The organism is Mesorhizobium sp. M7D.F.Ca.US.004.01.2.1, from assembly GCF_003997785.1.
GTDB classification, from domain to species: Bacteria; Pseudomonadota; Alphaproteobacteria; order Rhizobiales; family Rhizobiaceae; genus Mesorhizobium; species Mesorhizobium loti.
The window spans coordinates 29,566-50,143 of record NZ_RZRQ01000004.1 but is presented as its reverse complement, the minus strand read 5'-3'; the positions used below and the strand labels follow the sequence as shown (position 1 = coordinate 50,143).

Here is a 20,578-nt window from a genome sequence, read left to right as displayed (position 1 = left end):
GGACAGCATATGGCGCTACGCCGGCCGATTTGGGTGTCTGTTTTCCCGTTGCTCGTTATCGTTGCTGCCTGTGTGCCACAGGGCAGCGCACCGAAAGCGGCCAATACCGTCGTCTCGCCTGCGCCGGCTCAGCAACCCATCGCAGCCGCGGCGCCCCCGGCAGCTTCAACCAAGATCACCACCGACCTCACCGCGCCGCGATCCACTGTGGGTACGGCAACCTATGGATGCGGCAATGGCAGCGCGATCACCATTCAGAATCTCGGCTCATCGTTGCGTGTGATCGAGCCGGATGGCGCGACTGAAGAGTTTGCGGCGTCGCCCGCCAACCAGTCCAGCCGCTACCAGGAGGCCGCCACACATAACGCAATCGTGATCGACGGGCGTGAGGCGCTGGTGATGAAGAGGGGCTCGACGCCGCAGACCTGCAAGCGACAGGCCGCACGGCTAATGAGCAGCGTATGCTGCACTGCAGCGATACAGAGCCGGCTGCGGGCCATCAGCCCCTAATCGATTGAAGCCCGAGCCTGCCTTTTTGTCAGACTAAATGACGTTTCCAAAACGATTTTCTGGCTTTGACGCGGTGCAAAAAGAGCATTAGAAACCGGCTGTCCGAAGTCATACATAAGGCGGCAAATGCCGCTTTCCATCGCGGCTCCGGACGTCGAACTGGGGGAGCCATGAGCAAATCACCAGCCACCCGCGAATTTGCCAGACGTGAACGGCCACTCTCGCCGCATCTGACGATCTACCGGCCGCCGATCACCATGACGATGTCGATCATCCATCGCATCACCGGCGGCGCGCTGTATTTCGGCACGCTGCTGGTCGCCCTGTGGCTGATGGCGGCGGCAAGCTCGCAGGCGACCTTTGATTGGGTCAACTGGGCCTTCGGCACCTGGCTCGGCAGGTTGATCCTGTTCGGTTACACTTGGGCGCTGATGCATCACATGCTGGGTGGTGTGCGCCATCTGGTCTGGGACACCGGCGCCGGTCTCGAAAAGCACACGGCCTCGAAGATCGCCTGGGCGACGCTGGTCGGCTCGATCCTGCTCACGCTGCTGATCTGGATCGCCGGCTACATGGCGCGAGGGGCCTGATCATGAGCGGCAACAACTCCGACATGCGCACGCCGCTGGCGAAGGTTCGCGGCCTGGGTTCCGCCCGCGAGGGCACCGGACATTTCTGGCGCCAGCGCCTGACCGCGATCGCCAACATCCCGCTGACGCTGTTCTTCGTCGGTTTCCTGATCGCGCTCAACGGCGCTGACCATGAGCATGTGCGGGCAGCCCTTGCCAATCCGTTCGTGGCGCTGGTGATGGCCCTGGTGCTCGTCTCCGGGCTCACCCATATGCGGCTCGGCATGCAGGTGATCATCGAGGATTACGTGCATGGCGAAGGCATGAAGCTGGCGCTGATCGCGCTCAACACATTTTTCACAATAGCGGTCGGCGTCGCCTCGATCTTCGCCCTGCTCAAGCTGACATTCGGAGGCTGAGTTGGCCAAGGACGCGAAACAAGCCAACATGGCAGGCTACACCTTTGTCGACCACAAGTTCGACGTGGTGGTCGTCGGCGCCGGCGGCGCCGGCCTGCGCGCCACGCTCGGCATGGCCGAACAGGGCCTGCGCACCGCCTGCATCACCAAGGTGTTCCCGACGCGCTCGCACACTGTGGCGGCGCAAGGCGGCATTGCCGCTTCGCTTGCCAATATGGGTCCCGACAATTGGCAATGGCATCTCTTCGATACCGTCAAGGGTTCGGACTGGCTGGGCGACATCGACGCGCAGGAATACATGGTCCAGCAGGCGCCCGCCGCGGTTTATGAACTCGAACATTACGGCGTGCCGTTCTCGCGCACCGAAGAGGGCAAGATCTATCAACGGCCGTTCGGCGGCATGATGATGAATTTCGGTGAAGGCCCGCCGGTGCAGCGCACATGCGCCGCCGCCGACCGCACCGGCCATGCCATGCTGCACACGCTCTACGGCCAGTCGCTGAAGCACAATGCGCAGTTCTTCATCGAGTATTTCGCGCTTGACCTGATCATGGAGCCGGACGGCACCTGCACCGGCGTCGTCGCCTGGAATCTCGACGACGGCACCATCCACCGCTTCTCGGCCAAGATGGTGGTGCTGGCGACCGGCGGCTATGGCCGCACCTATTTCTCGGCCACCTCGGCGCATACCTGTACCGGTGACGGTGGCGGCATGGCGGCGCGTGCCGGCTTTCCGCTGCAGGACATGGAGTTCGTGCAGTTCCACCCGACCGGCATCTATGGCGCCGGCTGCCTGATCACCGAAGGCGCGCGCGGCGAGGGCGGCTATCTCGTCAATTCCGAGGGCGAGCGCTTCATGGAGCGCTACGCGCCGTCGGCCAAGGACCTTGCCTCGCGCGACGTCGTTTCGCGCTGCATGACGCTGGAAATCCGCGAGGGCCGCGGCGTCGGCCCGAAGAAGGACCACATCTTCCTGCATCTCGACCACCTTGATCCGGCCGTCCTGCATGAGCGGCTGCCGGGCATTTCGGAATCGGCAAAGATCTTTGCCGGCGTCGACCTGACCAAGGAGCCGATCCCGGTGCTGCCGACGGTGCACTACAATATGGGCGGCGTGCCAACCAATTACTGGGGCGAAGTGCTCAACCCGACGGCCAGGAGCCCGGACAAGGTGTCGCCCGGCCTAATGGCGGTCGGCGAAGCCGGCTGCGCCTCGGTGCATGGCGCCAACCGGCTCGGCTCGAACTCGCTGATCGACCTGGTGGTGTTCGGCCGCGCGGCGGCGATCCGGGCCGGCCAGGTGATCGACCGCAATTCGGCGATCCCTTCGCCCAACGAGGCCTCGGTCGAAAAGATCATGGACCGCTTCGACCGGCTTCGCCACGCCAATGGCTCGACGCCGACGGCGGTGCTGCGCGAGAAGATGCAGAAGGCTATGCAGGAAGATGCGGCGGTGTTCCGCACGCAGGAATCGCTGGACAGTGGCTGCAAGCGCATTTCGCAGATCTGGAGCGAGCTCAAGGACATCAAAGTGTACGACCGCTCGATGATCTGGAACTCCGACCTGGTCGAGACGCTGGAGCTGGAAAACCTGATGGCCAACGCCATCACCACGGTCTACGGCGCCGCGGCGCGCAAGGAGAGCCGTGGCGCGCACGCGCGGGAAGATTTTTCCGCCCGCGACGACGCCAACTGGCGCAAGCACACGCTGGCGCGGCTCAGCGATGACGGCAAGGTGACGCTCTCCTATCGGCCGGTGCACACCGAGCCGCAGCTGGCGGAAAAGGACGGCGGCATCAGCCTCGCCAAGATCGCGCCGAAGGCCAGGGTGTATTGACGATGGCGCTGGCGGCCTCGGGATATTCCGGCACGCCCCTTCCGGCCAAGCTCGGCCTGAAGCACGGCATGACCGCCGCTTTCATCGCGCTCCCCGACGACCTCAGCGATCTCGCCGAATCCATGGACTTCGCTCAAGTCGACCGGCTGGCAGACTGGTCGCGGATTTCGGGAACGACCCTGAAGTATGACGCCGTCCATGCCTTCACCCGGCAGCGTGTCGAGATCGAGGATCGCCTCGGCGATGTCGAGGCGGCGATCAAGCGCGACGGCATGGTCTGGGTGTCCTGGCCAAAGAAGGCATCGAAGGTGGCCACCGACGTCACCGAGGGCGTTGTCCGCGCCGAGGCGCTGAAGCGCGACCTTGTTGACGTCAAGGTCGCCGCCGTCAATGAAATCTGGTCCGGGCTGAAGCTCGTCATCCGAAAGGACCGCAGGTAATGGTCGAACTGACGCTTCCCAAGAACTCGAAGATCCAGCAGGGCAAGACCTGGCCGAAGCCGGAGGGCGCCACCAATCTGCGCGAGTACCGCATCTACCGCTGGTCGCCGGACGATGACGAGAACCCGCGCATCGACACCTACTTCGTCGACATGGACGATTGCGGGCCGATGGTGCTCGACGCGCTGCTGTGGATCAAGAACAAGATTGATCCGACGCTGACCTTGCGGCGCTCCTGCCGCGAAGGCATTTGCGGCTCCTGCGCCATGAACATCGACGGCTCCAACACGCTGGCCTGCACCAAGGGCTGCGACGACATTTCCGGCGCCGTCAAGGTCTACCCGCTGCCGCATATGCAGGTGGTCAAGGACCTGGTGCCGGACCTCACCAATTTCTATGCCCAGCACGCCTCGATCCAGCCCTGGCTGAAGACGGTGTCGCCGGAGCCGGCCAAGGAATGGCTGCAAAGCCATGAGGACCGCGAGAAGCTCGATGGGCTCTACGAGTGCATATTGTGCGCGTGCTGCTCGACTTCGTGCCCAAGCTACTGGTGGAACGGCGACCGCTATCTCGGCCCGGCAACGCTTTTGCAGGCCTATCGCTGGCTGATCGACAGCCGCGACGAGGCCAAGGGCGAGCGGCTCGACAATCTCGAAGACCCGTTCCGGCTCTATCGCTGCCACACCATCATGAACTGCGCGCAAACCTGCCCCAAGGGCCTCAACCCGGCCAAGGCGATCGCCGAGATCAAGAAGATGATGGTGGAGAGAAGGGTTTAGCGGGGCCAAGGCAGTCCTTCTGATCGAAGACCTGGTTCGCTGGTCGAAAGAAGGGGCTGCCGTCGGATCCGCTGACGCTCAATGCGGAGCCGCTGCCACCCAGAAGACGGCGGGAGCCGGTGATGGCAGCCGGCGGGGATGCTCCAAGCGCCCAACTGCTTGAGCAGAAAGGCTGGTGCGGCTGATGTCCGGCTCGCGTGTCGAACGCGATCAGCTCAGATGGCTCGGCAGTTCTCGCTGACTGCGCAGCGGTCCGCCTCGCTTAGCCTGCTCTTGTCAGGCGGCCGCCGGCCGCGCCCGATCATTTTTCATTTTTCCAAACATCTCGTTCGCTAGTCTGGAGTCGAGGGAGTCTTGGCGGCATATATTAGCGATATCGCAAGTAATTGATTGCTGGATACGCAAGGCGGCTCGGTATTGTCTTAGTATAGTTTTAAGTGGTCCCCGATATTCACTTCCCAGAGCGTCGTTCGGGTGCAAAATGATGCGCGGCTTCACCGTGAATGGGTATTCGGTATCCGGGTCATTGATCAGCGTCACAACAGTGGGATCGCTCACCTGGCTTGTGTCGCTGATCTATTTTCAGGAGAAGGGGCTGCTTGCGGCTCTCGGCCTGGGGGTTTTGGTCGCGCTTGTCTTGCTTGACGGGCTCCGGGACAAGAGGGCGGATCAGCGAGAAAGCAGGTGGTTCAGGCTCTATTTTTCGCTCATTCCCTGCTTTCTCTTCCTTGTCTATGTCTATCTCGAAAGTGTTTTTGGCTATTTTGACTGGGGTGCGATGTTCATGCATGCCGGCGCCGGGATGCTCACGCCTGGTGTCGTTTTTGACTATTTGTGGAATACCGGAAACACGATGCTGGTCATTCTCGTCGTTCTTTTCGGTCTCGGCGCCCTGAAGGCGCGCGGCACGCTGACAAGAGGATTGGATGTCGCCCTGATGGCGTTCTTCCTGGCGGCAAACCCGATGCTGACACGGCCGATTGCCGCCGCGATCCACCCCAACCCGCTGCATGATTTCCTATCCAAGCGGTTCGTCGACATCAGCTCTCTGACAGAGCCGGAGGCAGAAGCAGCGTCCGCCACCGCGGGGCCAAAGAACCTCATTCATATTTTCATCGAGAGCGCCGAGCGCACCTACATGGACGAGGAGTTCGGCGACGTCATGGGGCCGCTACTCGAATTCGAGAGGCGGGGTGTTTCGGCGGCCAACATGGTGCAACTTGCCTACACCAACAACTCCATCTCAGGGATGGTCGCTGCGAACTGCGGAACGCCGCTGCTGATAACGTTCTTCACGACGCGCCAGTACCTGGAGGAGAATTCGCAGTTCCTGCCAGGCCTGACCTGCCTGGGCGATGTCCTGAAGGCGCGGGGCTATCAGCAGAACTTTGTCACCGGTTGGGCGCTCAGCTTCACCGGCCAGGGGACATTCTATTCCACCCATGGCTATTCATCGCTTTTTGGGGGATCCCAAGTCGTGGCTGCCGTCGCCGGGCGCGGCAGCGCCTTTGGCGCCGATGACGCCGAAGTTCTCGATTTGAGCCTTGACGTTTTGCGGCGCGCGCAGCGGGACGGCAAACCGTTCTCGCTGACGATCGCCGTCAGTGGTGGGCATGCGATGGACGGCTACCTCACCGACAAATGTATCGGCAAGACGGGACTGTCTCCACAAACCCCCAACATTCTCCATGCCGTGAAATGCACGAACATGCTCATCGCGGACTTCATTCACAAAGCCGAGGCCGAAGGTCTGATGGCCAATACCGTCCTGGCGTTGCAAAGCGACCATCTCAGCGCGCCGAGCAAAGTTACGGATCGCCTGAACACGCATGAGCGACGCAACTTCTTCTCCCTGTCGGGGGCTGGCGTTCCTGCCAAAACGCACACCGGGCTTTCGGGCACGATTGACATATTTCCCACCATCCTGGACGCGCTGGGCGTGCCGCCTCCCAATGGCCAGGCCGCTTTTGGCGTCTCGCTGCTCGGTGATCGACCGACGCTGGCCCAGGAACTTGGACAGGCCCGGTTCGACGACGCGATCCATGCCGAGGATGTGCTGGTCAGATCATTCTGGCAGCCGAAACCGGAGCGGAAGGCTGCGGGGCCTGGGACTGATGCGCTTTAAGCTTTTGTCTTCATGCATGTCGTTCTCCCAGAAATCGGAGCCAATTTTTGGGCGATATTGCATGAGTGCCGAAGCGCGCTAGTGCATATGTCCCATGCTAGCTATCGCCCCGATGCGAGAAAAAGGACTGAAAGGTGTGACGCTCCATAGCTACATCCGTCGATCGAAAGTAGGAGACGTTTCGCGAACAGCTATGGTATCGGGAGCTTCGGGTATGAGAGAGCCATGAGCGAAGACCTTCCCATCCTTAATCCCGTCGAAGCCCGCGTGCTCGGCTGCCTGATCGAGAAGAAGGAGCTGACGCCGGATGTCTATCCGCTGACGCTCAATGCAGCACTGGCCGCCGCCAACCAGAAGACGGCGCGCGAGCCGGTGATGGCGCTGGAACAGGCCGAGGTGCACCGGGGGCTGAAGCTGCTCGAACAAAAGGGGCTGGTGCGGCAGATGTTCGGCTCGCGCGTCGAGCGATACGAGCACCAGATGGCGCAGCGCTTCTCGCTGACCACGCCGCAGACCGCATTGATCGGCCTGCTCTTGCTGCGCGGGCCGCAGACGGCCCATGAATTGTCGGCGCGCACCGAGCGCATGGCACGGTTCTCATCGATCGAAGATCTGCGCGCCGAGCTCGACATGCTGATCGGCCGCCGACCGCCACTCATCCAGGAAATCCCGCGCGGACCGGGCCAGCGCGAGGACCGCTACGTGCATCTCCTCAGCGGCCCAATGGACGTTGCAGCCCTTTCGGCACAGCGGAGTGCATCGGCCCTGCCTGCTTCCGACCTGGAGGTACGGTTGGAGGCGCTGGAGCAGGAAGTCGCCGCACTCCGCGCCCGGCTAGACGCGCTGGGCGCGTAGGTCCCGGCGCGCGCCTGAGCGTTCGCGCCGGGTCTTCACACCGGATGCAGCGTTCTCAGCCGAGCTTGGCGTCGAGCGATACGTTTATGGCGCCGAGCGCCTTCGACACCGGGCAGCCGGCCTTGGCCTTTTCGGCCAACTCGCCAAATTTCGCAGCATCGATGCCCGGCACCTTGCCGACCACGGTGAGGGCGCTGCCGGTGATCCCCGTGCCTGGAACCAGCGTCACCACCGCCTTGGCATCGAGTTCGGTGGCAGGCGTGCCGTTCTCGGCCAGGAAATGCGAGAACTGCATGGCAAAGCAGCCGGCGTGCGCGGCGGCAATCAGCTCTTCAGGGTTGGTGCCGGATTTGCCGCTCTCGTCCTCGAAGCGCGCCTTGAACGAATAGGGCGTGCCCTTCAGGGTTCCGCTCTGGGTGTCGAGCGTGCCCTTGCCCTCTTTCAGATTGCCTTTCCAGACGGCGTTTGCGGTGCGGTCCATGAATTCCTCCTTGGTTGTCGTGGCTGGGTTGTCGTGACTTGTTGTCGGGGCTGAGCCCGGCTTCCGGTCAACTATAGCGCGCGCGGGCGCGAAGGCCACTGCGCACTTTGAACCACGGCACGGTGTCGGCGATGGTGGTCAAATCTTTTCTGAAAAAATGCAGGTGCAAAAATGTCGACTTTGGTCCCCCTCGCCCGTCCTGCGGGCGGCCACGGGTTTTGTGGCCGGATGGAGGTTCACATGGACAATCTGTTTTTCGCACTTTGGAGAGGCGCAGGCTGCAAGGCCGGGCGACGAGAAGACTTCTGGCTGCATCCGCCGGGGTCCGGCTTTGGCCGGCTTCTGGCGGCGGTTGCCATCATCGGCATCGCGGCATGCCTTCTCGACCATGCAGCCGCGGTCAGGGGCAACGCTGACACCCTCGTCACCGCATCCTATGGTTCACCGCAGCAAGGGAGCTGGAAATGAAATATGTCTGTCTGGTCTATGGTGAGGAAAAGGATCTTCACGCGCTGACCCCGGCAGGGTCGGCCAAGCTCGACGCCGATTCGCTGGCCTACGACCGATCGCTGGAGGAGAAGGGCCTGCTGATCGTCGCGCAGGCGCTGCAATCGGTGACGACAGCCAAAACCGTGCGGCGGCGCAAGGGCAAGCGGCTGGTCACAGACGGCCCCTTCACTGAGACCAAGGAGCAACTGCTTGGTTTCGTCATGATCGAGGCTGAAAATCTCGAAGAGGCGCTGGATATTGCCGCCGGTATTCCGCTGGCCGAACTCGGCACGATCGAGGTCCGGGCGGTCTACGACATACCGGGGTCATAGAGCCTGCCATGCGTTGCGGCCGCTTCGAAACCGGGCGTCTGGCTGAGCCGACGTTCCGGGTCGGTTTCGTGCGCAACTTTTGCGCGTTGAAGCAAGGCGAGAGTTCTCCTATCGTCGCCAGGATTTGGGGGGATGTCGGCATGCCGTTCTTGATTGCTATCCTTGGCGTGTTGGGCGCGGCGGCGTTCTGGTGGTATCGGATGAAGGCGATGAACGATGCGGCTCGCGAGGTTGCGGACGTCGTCGGGCGCGTGCAGGGCAACATCCGCCGCAAGAAGCTGCGCAAGCAGGCGGCCCTGTCGCCGCTGACGGCGATCGATGATCCGGTCGTAGCGGCGGCAACGCTCATCACCGCCATCGTCTCCGAGAACGGGCCGATCCTGCCGCAGCGCGAGGCCGTCATTCGCGCGGTGATTTCCGAGATTGCCGACAAGAAGAAAACGGACGAAGCGGTGGTCTACGCCAAATGGGCGGCGTCACAGATCGACGACACCACAATTGTCATCGACAAGCTGGCGCCGTTCCTGCGCGAACGCCTCGATGTCGCCGAGCGCAACGATCTGCTGCAGATGGTCAACCGGGCGGCGCAGGGCGGCGAGAAACGCCTGGAGATATCCGACCAGAGGATATTGCGACTGCGGCAGAAGCTCGGCTTCGAAGTCAATTGAGCGACAGCGCTCAGATCGCCTCGCCCTTCAACAGTCTTGGCGTGCCGGCGGACAACCCCGATGCCTGGCGGATGAAGAATTCCTTGAGGCGCGGCATGCGTTCGACCAAGCCAAGGCCGATGTCGCGGACGGTGCGGAGCGGGCCGATGTCGTTGGAAAACAGCCGGTTCAGCACGTCCGTGGTGACGCCCATCTGCACCGTGTCGAAGCGGCGCCACTGCTGGTAGCGCTCAAGCACGTCGAGCGCGCCGATGTCCTGGCCGAGCCGGTCGGCCTCGACGATCACCTCGGCAAGCGCGGCGACATCCTTGAAACCGAGATTGAGACCCTGGCCGGCGATCGGGTGGATGCCGTGGGCGGCATCGCCGGCGAGCGCAATGCGCGGTGCGACGAAAGCACGCGCGATGGTCAGGCCGAGCGGCCAGGCGCGCGGCTTGTCAGCAACGCGGATCTCGCCAAGCTTCAGGCCAAAACGCTGTTCGAGTTCGTGTTCGAAGACGAGATCGTCACCGGCCACCAGCTTCTCGGCATCCTGCGAGCGCTCGACCCAGACGATCGACGAGCGGTTGGTGCCGTCCTCGCCGGGTTTGAGCGGCAGTGTGGCGAAGGGTCCCGCCGGCAGGAAATGCTCCTCGGCACGGCCATTGTGTGGGCGTTCATGTGCCACGGTGCAGACGATACCGGACTGGCCATACTCCCACTTCACCGTCTTGATGCCGGCCATGTCGCGCAGCCTGGAGTTGACGCCGTCGGCGGCGACCAGCAGCCGGGCCTTCAGCGTCGCACCGTCGGCGAGGTGCACGGTGATGCCGGCGCCGTTGGTCTCGAAACCCTGCACGGCGACGCCTTCGATGATGTCGATGCCGAGTTTTTCCGCATTGGCCCGCAAGGCGCCATTCAGCACCCTGTTGGCAACCATATGTGCAAACGGCTCTCCCGGCGCCACTTCGCCGTCGAAGGTCAGGAACACCGGACGCACCGGATCGGAGGTGCGCGAATCGGTGATGATCATCTCGGTGATCGCCTGCGCCTGCGGCGCGATTTCGGCCCACACGCCAAGCTGGTCGAGCATGCGGCAGGCGGCGGCGGCAATGGCCGAAGCGCGGCCATCCCTTTGCCAGACGCCAGCGGGCGCGGCATCGACAAGAGCGATGGCGAGACCCGGGCGCGCCTGCTTCAGCGACACGGCTGCGGCCAAGCCGACATAGCCGGCGCCGGCGACCAGAACATCGAGCCCGGATCTGGGTTTCGCGTCCGCCTTGCGTTCCATCATCTTCGCTCCTTGCGCGCCGGCCGGGTCTTGCGCCCTTGACTGCCTGTCCGTCCTGTCGGAAACCGCCATAACACTTCTGCTGCGAGGGCGCGAAATATGACGGCAGCCATGGACGAGCTTCTCGGCATTCTCGACCTCGAGAAGCTGGAACACAATCTGTATCGTGGTCGCAGCCCCCTGCTCGACTGGCAGCGCGTCTTCGGCGGCCAGACCATTGCCCAGGCGCTGGTGGCGGCGCAGCGAACCGTCGATCCCGATCGCCACGTGCATTCGCTGCACGGCTATTTCATGCGGCCCGGCGACACCAAGGTGCCGATCGTCTACGAGGTCGACCGGATCCGCGATGGCGGCTCCTTCACCACGCGGCGCGTGGTGGCGATCCAGCACGGCCAGGCGATCTTTTCGCTGGAGGCCTCGTTCCAGCAGGACGAGGTCGGCCTCGAGCACCAGGTGCCGATGCCGCAGGACGTTCCGGGGCCGGACACATTGCTGTCGCAGCGCGAATTGCTGGGCAAGTTCGGCGAAGCGGTGCCCGAAGGCATCAAACGCTATTGGGAGCGTGACCGGCCGATCGAGATGAAGCCGGTGATGCTGAAGCATTACACGAGCCGCGAGAAGCTGGAGCCGAAGCAGAACATCTGGATCCGGACCACCGGTCCGGTGCCCGCGGATCGCGCCATCCAGGCGGCGGTGCTTGCCTATCTCTCCGACATGACGCTGCTCGACACCTCGACCTTCGCGCATGGCCGCGCCATTTTCGATCGCGATATCCAGGCGGCGAGCCTCGACCACGCCATGTGGTTCCACCGCAGCCATGCGCTCGACGACTGGATGCTCTACACGCAGGACAGCCCGTCGACGCAAGGGTCGCGCGGCTTTACGCGCGGGTCGCTGTTTGCCCGCGACGGCACGCTGATCGCCTCGGTTGCGCAGGAAGGGCTGATCCGGCTCAAGCGATCGCCTGCAGAGTAGGCATTTTGGAAAAATTGCCTAATTTTTAAGCAGATGCATCGCCGCAGCTGTGGGCAGGTTGCGTCGGGACGCTCCTCGATCTCTTTGTTTACAACGGGTTAACACCCTGCTTCGGCACTTGGCACGGAGCTTGAATCCTCGTGGGCACTCTCCGGCTCTTTGGGATCGGTGAAGGTGTGCAAACGCGGGGGACCGCAACAGCAAAGGGTGAAACCTTATGAAAATCGTGATGGCAATCATCAAGCCGTTCAAGCTCGACGAGGTACGCGAAGCGCTTACCGCCGTCGGCATCCAGGGCCTGACCGTCACCGAAGTCAAAGGCTACGGGCGTCAGAAAGGGCATACGGAAATCTATCGCGGGGCGGAATACGCGGTCAGCTTCCTGCCGAAGATCAAGATCGAAGTCGCGGTCAGTGCCGACATGGTCGACAAGGCCGTCGAAGCCATCACCGCCGCCGCCAAGACCGGCCAGATCGGCGACGGCAAAATCTTCGTTTTCGGCATCGATCAGGCGGTGCGCATCCGCACCGGCGAAACAGACACCGACGCGCTCTGAGCGGCGATCACGTATTCCAATGGAGAGTTCAATGAATATTCCTTCCACCTTGAAGACGACGGGACGAGCCGCCCTTTTGGGTTCGCTCGTTCTCGCAGCATTGGGCACGGTCGCCGCCTTCGCGCAGGAAGCGGCTCCTGCCGCAGCCGCGGCCGCGCCGGCTGCTGCCCCGACCCCGGTGCTCGACACCGGCAACACCGCCTGGATGCTGACCTCGACGGCGCTCGTGCTGATGATGACCATTCCGGGCCTGGCGCTGTTCTACGGCGGCATGGTGCGCAAGAAGAACGTGCTCGCCACCATCATGCAGAGCTTTGCCATCACCTGCCTGGTGACGGTGCTGTGGTTCATGTTCGGCTATTCGCTGGCCTTCTCCGACGGCGGCGGCGTGAACAGCTATATCGGCGGCACCTCGAAATTCTTCCATCACGGCATCACCACTGCCTCGCTGTGGCTGCCGGGCGTCGCGAACATTCCTGAATTCGTCTTCTCGATGTTCCAGATGACCTTCGCCATCATTACCCCAGCGCTGATTGCCGGCGCCTTCGCCGAACGCTTCAAATTCTCTGCGCTGCTGATCTTCATGGCGCTGTGGCTGCTCGTCGTCTACGTGCCGATCGCGCATTGGGTCTGGGGTGGCGGCTTCCTCGGCACGGCTGGCGTGCTCGACTTTGCCGGCGGCACGGTCGTCCACATCAACGCCGGTGTCGCCGGTCTCGTCTGCGCGCTGGTTCTCGGCAAGCGCGAAGGCTATGGCACCACCAACATGGCGCCGCACAACCTGGTCTATTCGGTGATCGGTGCTTCGCTGCTGTGGGTCGGCTGGTTCGGCTTCAACGCCGGTTCGGAACTCGCAGCCGACGGCCTTGCCGGCGCTGCCATGCTCAACACCCAGGTTGCCACCGCCGCCGCGGCTCTGGCCTGGATGTTCGCTGAATGGATTGTCGCAAAGAAGCCTTCGGTGCTCGGCATCATCTCGGGTGCCGTTGCCGGCCTCGTCGCGGTGACGCCTGCTTCCGGCTTCGTCAACCCGACCGGCGCCTTTATCGTCGGCATCGTTGCCGGCGTGCTCTGCTACCTCTCGGCGGTCAAGGTCAAGCACATGTTCGGCTATGACGACTCGCTCGATGCGTTCGGCGTGCACGGCGTCGGCGGTGTGATCGGCGCTCTGCTCACCGGCGTGCTCGCCGACCCGGCGATCAACAGCCTCGGTGCGGGCGCTTCGCTCGGCAAGCAGATCTACGGCGTTGCCGTCACCATCGTGTGGACGGCGATTGCCACCTTCGTGATCCTCTACATCGTCAAGGCGCTGGTCGGCCTGCGTCCGACGACTCAGGAAGAGGTCGAAGGCCTCGACATCTCCCAGCATGGCGAAGTGGTGCCGTAAGGCCAACTTAGCCACGGGGCCGGCGGAACCCTCCTCCCGCCGGCCCCCTGTCTTCCGACGCAATTCCGGACGGAAAACCGCTACACACTTTTCCTGGAATTGCTTTAAAAATCCCGTCGTGACGCTCCCGAAAGGAGTTCACGCATTGAGGCCCGGATCACGTCCGGGCCTCTTTTTTTGGTACAATCGCCCTGCCAATGCCGGGATACGCGCAATCACGTTCGTGTGATCAAGATTTTTGAGGAAACATCGACCGCTCTGGTTCCGAACTGTGGGGACGATCGTCGTTCTGACGCTCGTGCCAAACAACAGGGAAGGAAACCATCTCATGAACCTCAAGAACATCTGCCTCGGAGCGCTCGCTCTTGCCATGGTCAGCGGCACGGCATTTGCCGGCGCTCTCGATGAACCGGACAACATGGCACCGTTCTTCACCGACGCCGGCATGAAAACCATGAAGCCCAAGGCCGACTTCAAGGCTGCCTGGGATTCGATGGCGAAGGACAAGCAGGACGCGATGATGAAGGAATGCCAGGACGCGGCGATGAGCAAGCCGCATGCGGAGTTCTGCGCGAACCTGCAGGCGCTTGGCGGCGCCAACTGATTTTGCCGCGATCGGACCGAGGCCCGATCTTTTGTTGCCAAACGACCAATGGCGGGCTCGCGGGTCCGCCATTGTGTTTCGGCAAGCGGCAGCGCTATCCACCGGCGCCGTCGTCCATCATGGTGTTCGTCAGTGCCTCATAGGCGCTGCTGCATGTCCGGGACTGGGGGCAATTCCTGACAATCAGCACGGGCGCCACCGTCAGGACCGCGGCGATCAGAACCTGCAGGCCGAGGCCATGCGCTCCAAATCCCTTGCCGAAGAGACCCATGCACAGAAAATACAGGCCTTGTGCCAGGCAGGCCGTGGCGAGGACGTGCAGGAGCGGGCCGGTCGCTCTGGCAAAGGGCGTCACGTGACCATCCGGGAAACCCACCATGCCGAGTTCGACAAACCAGTGCAGGGCGAGCAGGAGACTGAGCCCCGCCCAGGCCAGTGCTGCCACGCGAAGGAGGACGGATTGCATGCCTCTACCCAAATCGGTGACCCCTGCGGCCCGCTCTCGGCTATCCCTCGAGCAGCAAGCTGCTCAACCGGCGGTAACGAGGTTTGATCATCTCAACCTCTTATAGTTAATGCGCCCTTAACCTTCCCGCCGATAGTCTGACACCCGAATCTGCCGAAGTGCGCCACGCACCCGGCGAGTCCATGACAGACGGGGAAGAGCATGCGTTCAGGGGCTTCAGCACCGCTTGCGCTGGCCGATACGGGGCACGGCATCCAGGCGTTCGCGCGGCGTCAGGTCGGGCGGCTGGTCGGTGCCGGGCTGTTCTTGGCTGTCGCCTTTGGCGTGGCCAGCCTTGCCACCTGGAACGTAGCCGATCCGAGCTTCTCCCACGCGACAAACAACACCGTCACCAACGCCATGGGCTATGCCGGTGCGGTGTTCTCCGACCTGGCCATGCAGTTCTTCGGCCTCGCCGCCGTCGCGGCCCTGGTTCCGGCCGTCATCTGGGGCTTCCTGCTGTTTTCCGCACGCGGCGTCGACAGGCTGCCCAAACGCGGGCTGTCCTGGTTCGGCTTTGCGCTGCTGGCCGCTGCAATGGCCGGCTGCGTTGTGCCGCCCAAGACCTGGCCGCTGCCCACCGGCCTCGGCGGCGTGTTCGGCGACATGGTGCTGAAGATCCCCAGCGTCGTCATCGGCGGCTATCCGACCGGGCTGATCGCCAGCATCATCGCCATCCTGCTGGCCGCACCCGCGCTGTGGCTGTTCGCCCTTGGCTCGGCGCTGATCGGACGCAAGAACGGCTTCGCCGTCATGGAGGACGAGCCTGCCGTCGATCCGCGCGAGGACGACCTTTTGTTCGACAATGACGAGGACGAAGGCGACGAGGGCATCCTGGCGCTCGGGGCAATTACTCATTGGTGGCTCTCGTTCCGCGCGTGGATGCACCGCCGCGCCGTGCGCCGCAGGCAGGAGCGGGACGAGTACGAGCCGGAGATGGAGCAGCGCTCCACCGCCTGGCGCCGCGCCGCCGAACGGGTCGAATCGGCCGAGTTCGCCGAATCGCGAATGAGCCCCGATGGCCGCGCCCGCGTCGAGCCTGAATTCTTCGCCGCCATGGTCAACGACCGCAGCGTCTCGCTCGACCCCGATGATGCCGACATCTTCGACGTCGACGACGACATGGATTTCGAGCAGGACGAGCCCGCCATCCAGCGGCGTGCGGCGCCGACCGCCAAGGTCCAGCCGTTCCGCTCCGATGCCGCCACCCGCGTCGAGGCGCCGGCGCCGCGTCCGGCTCCAGGCGCCCGCGTGCAGCGCGAGGCGCAGACATCGCTGATCGGCTCGGAAAAGTTCGAAATGCCGTCGCTGCATTTCCTGTCCGAGCCGAAGAACGTGGTGCGCGACGCCAGCCTGTCCAAGGATGCGCTGGAGCAGAATGCCCGCCTGCTCGAAGGCGTCTTGGAGGATTTTGGCGTCAAGGGCGAGATCATCGCCGTCCGTCCGGGTCCGGTGGTCACCCTCTACGAGCTTGAACCGGCGCCCGGCATCAAGTCGTCGCGGGTCATTGGCCTGTCCGACGACATCGCCCGCTCGATGAGCGCCATCGCCTGCCGCGTCGCCGTGGTGCCCGGCCGCAACGCCATAGGCATCGAACTGCCGAACGCCAAGCGCGAGACCGTCTATCTCAGAGAGATCCTGGCCAGCCGCGACTTCGAGACGACGAAGGCCAAGCTGGCGCTGGCGCTGGGCAAGACCATCAACGGCGAGGCGGTCATCGTCGATATCGCCAAGATGCCGCACGTGCTGGTCGCCGGCACCACGGGTTCGGGCAAATCGGTTGCCATCAACACCATGATCCTGTCGCTGCTCTACCGGCTGACGCCGCAGGATTGCCGGCTGATCATGATCGATCCGAAGATGCTGGAACTCTCGGTCTATGACGGCATCCCGCATCTGCTCACGCCCGTTGTCACCGATCCGAAGAAGGCGGTGGTGGCGCTGAAATGGACCGTGCGCGAGATGGAGGACCGCTACCGCAAGATGTCCAAGGTCGGCGTGCGCAACATCGACGGTTTCAATGCCCGTGTCAGCCAGGCTGACAAGAAGGGCGAAAAGATCTCGCGCACCGTGCAGACCGGCTTCGACCGCCAGACCGGCGAGGCGATCTACGAGACCGAGAACCTCGATCTCGAGCCGATGCCCTATATCGTCGTCATCATCGACGAGATGGCCGACCTGATGATGGTCGCCGGCAAGGACATCGAGGGTGCCGTGCAGCGCCTGGCGCAGATGGCGCGTGCCGCCGGCATCCATGTCATCATGGCCACGCAGCGCCCGTCGGTCGACGTCATCACCGGCACCATCAAGGCCAATTTCCCGACCCGCATCTCCTTCCAGGTGACGTCGAAGATCGACAGCCGGACCATTCTGGGCGAGCAGGGCGCCGAGCAGCTGCTCGGCATGGGCGACATGCTTTATATGGCGGGCGGCGGCCGTATCCAGCGCGTGCACGGCCCGTTCGTTGCCGATGAAGAGGTCGAGAGGATCGTCGCGCATCTGAAGCTGCAGGGCGTGCCAGAATATCTTGACGCCATCACCGAGGATGACGGCGAGGACGACGACGAGCCGTCCGGCAAGGGTGGTTCCGGCGGCGGTGGCGGCAACAGCAATTTCGAGGATTCCGACGATCCTTACGATCAGGCGGTTTCCGTGGTGCTGCGCGACGGCAAGGCCTCGACCAGCTATATCCAGCGCCGGCTGGGCATCGGCTACAACCGCGCCGCCTCGATCATAGAGAAGATGGAGAAGGAAGGGATCGTCGGCCCGGCCAACCACGCCGGCAAGCGCGAGATCCTGGTACCGACCGAAGAGGACAAATTCTGACCAGAAGGCCTGACCCTTGTGACATCCCGGTCTCGCAACCTTGAACCTTTCAAGACGTTGAAGCAACTGAGGGAGCCCTGACCCGCCAAACTTCAGCCTAACTGGGGGTCCAAGCACCAGAACAACTCAGGAATCAGATGAGAGTGACCGACATGAAAAATGATCCTTCAGCGCTCAGCACGTTTGCTCCCTCCCGGCGTCAGTTGCTGGGCCTCGGCCTGGCGTTTGCAGGGGCGGCGGCCTTCAACGCGGTGCCCGGCTTCCAGGTGCTGGCTTCGGCGCAGGCGGCCGTGCCGGCCGCGGCACAGAAGATCGCCGACCATTTTTCCTCGGTGAAATCGATGAGCGGCGAATTCGTGCAGTTCGGCCCGAAGGGCGAGCAGACCGGCGGCAAGTTCTTCCTCGAACGGCCGGGCAAGATCCGCTTCAACTATGACGGCTCTTCAAACTTCCGGGTGATTTCAGACGGCCAGTCGGTGGTCATCCTGAACAAGAAGCTCAACACGTCCGATCTCTATCCGCTGTCGAAGACACCCTTGAAGCTGCTGCTCGACAACAGGATCGACCTCTCCGGCGACCGCGTCAAAAGCGTCAAGCAAGAGGATGACCTCACCACCATCCAGCTCGCCGACAAATCGGTGTTCGGCAATTCGAAGATCACGATGATGTTCGATCCTAAAACCTTTGATTTGCGACAGTGGACGATCACCGACGCGCAGGGCAAGGACACAACGGTGATGATCTTCAACACCAAGGAAGGCGTCAGCTTCGCCCCCGATACTTTCGCCATCGACTACACGGCGAATCGCGAGCTCAACACCAACAAGTCGCGCTAACCCTGTCGTTATAGCTGTGGAAAGCACCGGGCCGCGCCTCGTCGGGCGTTGGCCGGCTTGTCTTTGCGGCTTGCGGCTGGCAGTTTCCCGGACTGACTCCGTCAAAAGGCGTCTTCCCCGTCAGGGCCCATCGGTTCTGGCTGGCCGCACGCTGTCCTGGATTGCCAAATGCCCTTCTCCATCGCCACCTGGAACATCAACTCCGTTCGGCTGCGCATGCCGATCGTCGAGCGCCTGCTCGTCGAGCATGCGCCTGACGTGCTCTGCCTGCAGGAAACCAAGGTTCCCGACGAACTGTTTCCCGAAAAGGCCTTCCGCAAACTCGGCTATGAGCACATCGCCTTCCATGGCCAGAAGGGCTACCACGGCGTCGCGACGGTGGCGCGGCGGCCGATCGAAGTGGTCGAGAAGCGGCGTTTCTGCGAGATCGAGGACAGCCGGCATCTCTCGGTGACCGTGCGGGCCGGCGGCAAGGCGATCCTGCTGCACAATTTCTACGTTCCGGCGGGCGGCGACGAACCGGATCCTGTCATCAACAGGAAGTTCAAGCACAAGCTCGATTTCGTCGCCGAGATGAATGCCATCCGGGCAGAACATGACGAGGTGTCCGGCTCGGTGCTGGTCGGGGACCTCAACATCGCCCCGCTCGAACACGACGTCTGGTCACACAAGCAATTGCTCAATGTGGTCAGCCACACGCCGGTCGAGACGGAAAATTTCGAGGCGATGCGTCTCGCCGGCAACTGGATCGATCTGATGCGGCTCAACGTGCCGCATGAGCAGAAGCTCTACACTTGGTGGAGTTACCGCGCGCAGGATTGGGAAGCCTCGAACCGCGGCCGGCGGCTCGACCATGTCTGGTCGTCGCCGAATCTGGTGTCCAGCTTTTCCGGCTACGAGATCCTGCGCTTGGCGCGCGGCTGGGAGCGCCCGTCGGACCATGTGCCCGTCATCGCGCGGTTCGATCTGGATTAGGTGCGTCGATATTCAGGTGAGGCCAGCCTGCAAACGGCGGCTTCCTGCGCTTCCAAATTCAAATGGCGTGCTTCAAGTCTTTGTTGGGCGACAGCTGCGCTGACAGGTCTGCCGCGTGATCCAGCAGATGGGGATGGTCGCGGTGGCGCGTCGCCAGCATGCGCTGGGCCGCTTCGATGATTATCGGCGCCGGGACATTGGCGACCAGGCCGGTTGGACTTGCATGGCGGGATTCGATCACGTCCACGCAGTTCGAAAGCGGCCGCCAACGGGCCATGCTGGCACCGCCACTGACGATAACCATCGGCGTCATCACCGCTGCCATGAGATGTGCCGTGCCGCCTTCGGCGCCAATGTAAAGATCGGCAAACTCCCCTAGCGCCAGCAGAACATCGCTGACATTGACACCCTCGACCGTACCGGAATCGACAAGCTGCAACTTGGGCGCGCGTTGAGCCAGTTCAGCCATATCAGGGCCGTCGCCTGGCGTTTTCACGTAGAGAAGGTTTGCCCCGTCGGCGATCATACTGTCGGATATCGCGACAACCTGATCCGCGGTCATGCGTTTGCCGCCATCGCCATGCGCCGCGATAACGATCAATGGAGCATGCTTGCCGTCCCCCAGGCTCCTGGCCGCCGCCCGGGCGGCTGGGGTGGGCTCCAGGCGATGATCGAAAGGCAACCGTTTGCCCGCAAGACGCTCGATGAGGCGGTGGTAGCGCCATGCGTTGCGCTCGGGCCGTGCTTCGGATTTTTGGCCCGGGCGCCAGGAAAGAGCGAAAGCCGGGAAGTTCGCCTCATAGGCGATACCGCGACCGAGCAGCGAGCCCCAGGTCTGAAGCAGCCAACGCCCCGAGATGCGGAAATCGACAACGGCCAATCGCCCCTTGCCCTTGCGGTGGCTGGCCACCAGCTGCATCAGGGGCGTCCGCACATTGATCGCATCGACGAGGTGATCGACATGGCGATTGAGGACGTGTTCAAGGGTCGATGACCCGGTGGTTCCGTAGACGATAAAACTATCGGGGAATGCCGTTCTGGCGGCGCGCAAAGCCGGAATCCGGATCAATCCGTCGCCGAACGCGTCATTGCGGGAATACAAGATAATCGTCTCGTACCGAGCTGGCAGCATGCCTCGCT

21 protein-coding genes and 1 pseudogene are annotated in these 20,578 nt (G+C 62.9%); 18 read left to right on the top strand and 4 right to left on the bottom strand.

The window, feature by feature from the left end; all coding sequences use genetic code 11:
• Window positions 1-9: 9 nt before the first annotated feature.
• The 8 genes and pseudogenes from EN993_RS02145 to EN993_RS02110 form a co-directional block, all read left to right on the top strand.
• Window positions 10-435 (top strand): annotated as a pseudogene (locus EN993_RS02145) (hypothetical protein); the annotation flags it as partial.
• 245 nt (window positions 436-680) lie between these two features.
• Window positions 681-1,100, top strand: a complete 420-nt coding sequence (gene sdhC / locus EN993_RS02140; RefSeq protein ID WP_109663862.1) for a succinate dehydrogenase, cytochrome b556 subunit — start codon at window positions 681-683, stop codon at window positions 1,098-1,100.
• Window positions 1,101-1,102: 2 nt separating this feature from the next.
• Window positions 1,103-1,498 (top strand): succinate dehydrogenase, hydrophobic membrane anchor protein, encoded by a 396-nt coding sequence (sdhD, locus tag EN993_RS02135; protein WP_109663865.1) that lies wholly within the window; start codon window positions 1,103-1,105, stop codon window positions 1,496-1,498.
• A 1-nt stretch (window position 1,499) separates the two neighbouring features.
• Complete coding sequence (sdhA, locus tag EN993_RS02130) at window positions 1,500-3,335, top strand: succinate dehydrogenase flavoprotein subunit (RefSeq protein WP_126066888.1); 1,836 nt, start codon at window positions 1,500-1,502, stop codon at window positions 3,333-3,335.
• A gap of 2 nt (window positions 3,336-3,337) precedes the next feature.
• Complete coding sequence (locus tag EN993_RS02125; protein WP_127262242.1) at window positions 3,338-3,775, top strand: DUF3052 family protein; 438 nt, start codon at window positions 3,338-3,340, stop codon at window positions 3,773-3,775.
• The gene (locus EN993_RS02120; protein ID WP_109663877.1) at window positions 3,775-4,554 is read left to right on the top strand and encodes a succinate dehydrogenase iron-sulfur subunit; all 780 of its coding nucleotides are present in this window, start codon (window positions 3,775-3,777) and stop codon (window positions 4,552-4,554) included. Before EN993_RS02125 ends, EN993_RS02120 begins: the two co-directional genes overlap by 1 nt.
• Window positions 4,555-5,035: 481 nt before the next feature.
• Window positions 5,036-6,679: an LTA synthase family protein gene (locus EN993_RS02115; RefSeq protein ID WP_245468597.1), complete on the top strand. Its 1,644-nt coding sequence runs from the start codon at window positions 5,036-5,038 to the stop codon at window positions 6,677-6,679.
• A 225-nt stretch (window positions 6,680-6,904) separates the two neighbouring features.
• Window positions 6,905-7,534 carry a DUF480 domain-containing protein gene (locus tag EN993_RS02110; RefSeq protein ID WP_109663882.1) on the top strand — a complete coding sequence of 210 codons (630 nt, stop codon included), beginning with the start codon at window positions 6,905-6,907 and terminating at the stop codon, window positions 7,532-7,534.
• A gap of 55 nt (window positions 7,535-7,589) precedes the next feature.
• Here the strand turns inward: EN993_RS02110 and EN993_RS02105 are convergent, their stop codons facing one another.
• Window positions 7,590-8,015, bottom strand: coding sequence for an OsmC family protein (locus EN993_RS02105; protein WP_109663886.1), 426 nt, complete (start codon window positions 8,013-8,015; stop codon window positions 7,590-7,592).
• A gap of 240 nt (window positions 8,016-8,255) precedes the next feature.
• On the opposite strand from EN993_RS02105, the gene EN993_RS02100 reads away from it, so the two are divergent.
• The 3 genes from EN993_RS02100 to EN993_RS02090 all read left to right on the top strand — a co-directional run bounded on the left by EN993_RS02100 (window position 8,256) and on the right by EN993_RS02090 (window position 9,504).
• Window positions 8,256-8,483, top strand: a complete 228-nt coding sequence (locus EN993_RS02100) for a hypothetical protein (RefSeq protein WP_109663891.1) — start codon at window positions 8,256-8,258, stop codon at window positions 8,481-8,483.
• A complete protein-coding gene (locus EN993_RS02095) occupies window positions 8,480-8,836 on the top strand; it encodes a YciI family protein (protein ID WP_109663894.1) in 357 nt (118 codons plus the stop codon). Before EN993_RS02100 ends, EN993_RS02095 begins: the two co-directional genes overlap by 4 nt.
• A 140-nt stretch (window positions 8,837-8,976) precedes the next feature.
• The gene (locus EN993_RS02090; protein WP_109663898.1) at window positions 8,977-9,504 is read left to right on the top strand and encodes a hypothetical protein; all 528 of its coding nucleotides are present in this window, start codon (window positions 8,977-8,979) and stop codon (window positions 9,502-9,504) included.
• 10 nt (window positions 9,505-9,514) lie between these two features.
• Here the strand turns inward: EN993_RS02090 and EN993_RS02085 are convergent, their stop codons facing one another.
• The gene (locus tag EN993_RS02085; protein WP_164757517.1) at window positions 9,515-10,774 is read right to left on the bottom strand and encodes a ubiquinone biosynthesis hydroxylase; all 1,260 of its coding nucleotides are present in this window, start codon (window positions 10,772-10,774) and stop codon (window positions 9,515-9,517) included.
• A gap of 99 nt (window positions 10,775-10,873) precedes the next feature.
• On the opposite strand from EN993_RS02085, the gene tesB reads away from it, so the two are divergent.
• The 4 genes from tesB (at window position 10,874) to EN993_RS02065 (ending at window position 14,296) form a co-directional block, all read left to right on the top strand.
• The gene (tesB, locus tag EN993_RS02080) at window positions 10,874-11,749 is read left to right on the top strand and encodes an acyl-CoA thioesterase II (RefSeq protein WP_109663902.1); all 876 of its coding nucleotides are present in this window, start codon (window positions 10,874-10,876) and stop codon (window positions 11,747-11,749) included.
• A 217-nt stretch (window positions 11,750-11,966) separates the two neighbouring features.
• Window positions 11,967-12,305 (top strand): P-II family nitrogen regulator, encoded by a 339-nt coding sequence (locus tag EN993_RS02075; protein ID WP_013528889.1) that lies wholly within the window; start codon window positions 11,967-11,969, stop codon window positions 12,303-12,305.
• 31 nt (window positions 12,306-12,336) lie between these two features.
• A complete protein-coding gene (locus tag EN993_RS02070) occupies window positions 12,337-13,692 on the top strand; it encodes an ammonium transporter (RefSeq protein WP_109663905.1) in 1,356 nt (451 codons plus the stop codon).
• A gap of 328 nt (window positions 13,693-14,020) precedes the next feature.
• Window positions 14,021-14,296: a hypothetical protein gene (locus EN993_RS02065; RefSeq protein ID WP_109665356.1), complete on the top strand. Its 276-nt coding sequence runs from the start codon at window positions 14,021-14,023 to the stop codon at window positions 14,294-14,296.
• A 94-nt stretch (window positions 14,297-14,390) separates the two neighbouring features.
• On the opposite strand, the gene EN993_RS02060 is transcribed toward EN993_RS02065, so the two are convergent.
• Window positions 14,391-14,762, bottom strand: a complete 372-nt coding sequence (locus EN993_RS02060) for a hypothetical protein (RefSeq protein ID WP_109663908.1) — start codon at window positions 14,760-14,762, stop codon at window positions 14,391-14,393.
• A 201-nt stretch (window positions 14,763-14,963) separates the two neighbouring features.
• Between EN993_RS02060 and EN993_RS02055 the strand changes: the two genes are divergently transcribed.
• The 3 genes from EN993_RS02055 (at window position 14,964) to EN993_RS02045 (ending at window position 19,438) form a co-directional block, all read left to right on the top strand.
• Window positions 14,964-17,627, top strand: coding sequence for a DNA translocase FtsK (locus EN993_RS02055; RefSeq protein ID WP_127262241.1), 2,664 nt, complete (start codon window positions 14,964-14,966; stop codon window positions 17,625-17,627).
• Between the two features lie 152 nt (window positions 17,628-17,779).
• Window positions 17,780-18,463, top strand: coding sequence for an outer membrane lipoprotein carrier protein LolA (locus tag EN993_RS02050; protein ID WP_109665359.1), 684 nt, complete (start codon window positions 17,780-17,782; stop codon window positions 18,461-18,463).
• A 168-nt stretch (window positions 18,464-18,631) separates the two neighbouring features.
• Window positions 18,632-19,438: an exodeoxyribonuclease III gene (locus EN993_RS02045; RefSeq protein ID WP_126066878.1), complete on the top strand. Its 807-nt coding sequence runs from the start codon at window positions 18,632-18,634 to the stop codon at window positions 19,436-19,438.
• Window positions 19,439-19,496: 58 nt separating this feature from the next.
• Here EN993_RS02045 and EN993_RS02040 read toward each other — a convergent pair whose 3' ends face one another.
• On the bottom strand, window positions 19,497-20,570 hold the full coding sequence (locus tag EN993_RS02040) for a glycosyltransferase family 9 protein (RefSeq protein WP_109663919.1): 1,074 nt from the start codon (window positions 20,568-20,570) through the stop codon (window positions 19,497-19,499).
• Between the last annotated feature and the right edge of the window lie 8 nt (window positions 20,571-20,578).

Coding starts and splice junctions, on each gene's coding strand:
- EN993_RS02045 (WP_126066878.1), top strand. CDS start 18,632: ATGCCCTTCTCCATCGCCACCTGGAACATCAACTCCGTTCGGCTGCGC.
- EN993_RS02085 (WP_164757517.1), bottom strand. CDS start 10,774: ATGGAACGCAAGGCGGACGCGAAACCCAGATCCGGGCTCGATGTTCTG.
- tesB (WP_109663902.1), top strand. CDS start 10,874: ATGACGGCAGCCATGGACGAGCTTCTCGGCATTCTCGACCTCGAGAAG.
- EN993_RS02105 (WP_109663886.1), bottom strand. CDS start 8,015: ATGGACCGCACCGCAAACGCCGTCTGGAAAGGCAATCTGAAAGAGGGC.
- EN993_RS02100 (WP_109663891.1), top strand. CDS start 8,256: ATGGACAATCTGTTTTTCGCACTTTGGAGAGGCGCAGGCTGCAAGGCC.
- sdhC (WP_109663862.1), top strand. CDS start 681: ATGAGCAAATCACCAGCCACCCGCGAATTTGCCAGACGTGAACGGCCA.
- EN993_RS02125 (WP_127262242.1), top strand. CDS start 3,338: ATGGCGCTGGCGGCCTCGGGATATTCCGGCACGCCCCTTCCGGCCAAG.
- EN993_RS02055 (WP_127262241.1), top strand. CDS start 14,964: ATGCGTTCAGGGGCTTCAGCACCGCTTGCGCTGGCCGATACGGGGCAC.
- EN993_RS02110 (WP_109663882.1), top strand. CDS start 6,905: ATGAGCGAAGACCTTCCCATCCTTAATCCCGTCGAAGCCCGCGTGCTC.
- sdhD (WP_109663865.1), top strand. CDS start 1,103: ATGAGCGGCAACAACTCCGACATGCGCACGCCGCTGGCGAAGGTTCGC.
- EN993_RS02040 (WP_109663919.1), bottom strand. CDS start 20,570: ATGCTGCCAGCTCGGTACGAGACGATTATCTTGTATTCCCGCAATGAC.
- EN993_RS02075 (WP_013528889.1), top strand. CDS start 11,967: ATGAAAATCGTGATGGCAATCATCAAGCCGTTCAAGCTCGACGAGGTA.
- EN993_RS02060 (WP_109663908.1), bottom strand. CDS start 14,762: ATGCAATCCGTCCTCCTTCGCGTGGCAGCACTGGCCTGGGCGGGGCTC.
- EN993_RS02065 (WP_109665356.1), top strand. CDS start 14,021: ATGAACCTCAAGAACATCTGCCTCGGAGCGCTCGCTCTTGCCATGGTC.
- EN993_RS02070 (WP_109663905.1), top strand. CDS start 12,337: ATGAATATTCCTTCCACCTTGAAGACGACGGGACGAGCCGCCCTTTTG.
- EN993_RS02115 (WP_245468597.1), top strand. CDS start 5,036: ATGATGCGCGGCTTCACCGTGAATGGGTATTCGGTATCCGGGTCATTG.
- EN993_RS02090 (WP_109663898.1), top strand. CDS start 8,977: ATGCCGTTCTTGATTGCTATCCTTGGCGTGTTGGGCGCGGCGGCGTTC.
- EN993_RS02050 (WP_109665359.1), top strand. CDS start 17,780: ATGAAAAATGATCCTTCAGCGCTCAGCACGTTTGCTCCCTCCCGGCGT.
- EN993_RS02095 (WP_109663894.1), top strand. CDS start 8,480: ATGAAATATGTCTGTCTGGTCTATGGTGAGGAAAAGGATCTTCACGCG.
- EN993_RS02120 (WP_109663877.1), top strand. CDS start 3,775: ATGGTCGAACTGACGCTTCCCAAGAACTCGAAGATCCAGCAGGGCAAG.